A 980-nucleotide genomic window follows, 5' to 3' on the forward strand; every position below is an offset into this window, starting at 1 on the left:
CGTCAGCGGGGCCTGCTCAGGTGGGGCACCGTTCTTAGATGGTTTGTTTTTGGTGCGGCAGGCGAGTTGTGTGGTGTCGGTGTTGGTGGTGTAGAGCAGGTCGTCGCGTTGACCGCATTCATCGACGGCTCGTCGGGTGCAGGCTTGGGTTTTAGCCGCGTTACGAGCTTTCGGGTCCACCATCTCGGCTACATGCAGGTCACTACCAGCAACCTTGGTGGAACCGGTCACCGCGCCTGACCGGTCCAACGCGGCCGGGGTACAGGCTGGATCCCACAACAAACGCTTCCCAAAAACCTTAGGTGCAGCCGCCGGCGCATGAGAGGGCGCCCCCGCCTTGGAATCCGAGGACGTTTTGGTTACTTTTCTTTGCATTTCGCGAGTCATTAATGTGGACTCGACAGAATGTGAGTCTTGGTCGAAGCCCACATTAGGCGTGGCAGAGGCATATCCTGGCGCTAGTAGTAGCGGGAGGACGCAAAACAAGGCGATATTCCGTCTATTTCGCATCCCGATAGATCCCTTCCAGACGCCATTGCCCGTCGATTCTGCGTAGTTCTAGGAAAGCATCGTGCATCGTTCCTCCGGGAAATTGCTCGACTGGCTTGGGGCTTCCAGGAAAGTACCGTTTACGTGGCTTCTCACTAATGGATAGGTGGACTTCGTAGATGCCGTTGTCGAGTTCTTTCAGGTTTGGGCGAACCTTCTTTGGTATCAAGTCTCCGCCGATGTTCCAGGACCCGTCTTTCTCCATCATTTTCCTGACCCTTTGAACCATCTTGCAGTAGATGCAAGATTTATTGGTCATTTCCCAGAACTCGGGCCGTAGCTTGTTGGTTTCCAGTCCGTAGTTGAATTCTTTGAACCAGTGCTCGATGAACGCGACTTGCCCAGCTTTGCTTTCTTCCTTCGCTACCTCCGGTAGTGGTCCAGGGACGGGTACGTTCTGTGCTGGGCGTTTCGGGGTTGCTGGCTTATAG

At 54.9% G+C, this 980-nt stretch carries 2 protein-coding genes; both read right to left on the reverse strand.

Annotated elements, in window-relative coordinates:
- On the reverse strand, positions 1-375 hold a 375-nt coding region (locus HMPREF3160_RS00960), incomplete at its 3' end, for a hypothetical protein (RefSeq protein WP_141739769.1).
- Between the two features lie 124 nt (positions 376-499).
- Positions 500-980: DUF6318 family protein (locus HMPREF3160_RS09935; protein ID WP_256173738.1), on the reverse strand; the 481-nt coding region annotated here is incomplete at its 5' end.

Origin of the sequence: Arthrobacter sp. HMSC06H05, from assembly GCF_001807395.1 — a bacterium.
Classification (GTDB): Bacteria; Actinomycetota; Actinomycetes; order Actinomycetales; family Micrococcaceae; genus Pseudoglutamicibacter; species Pseudoglutamicibacter albus.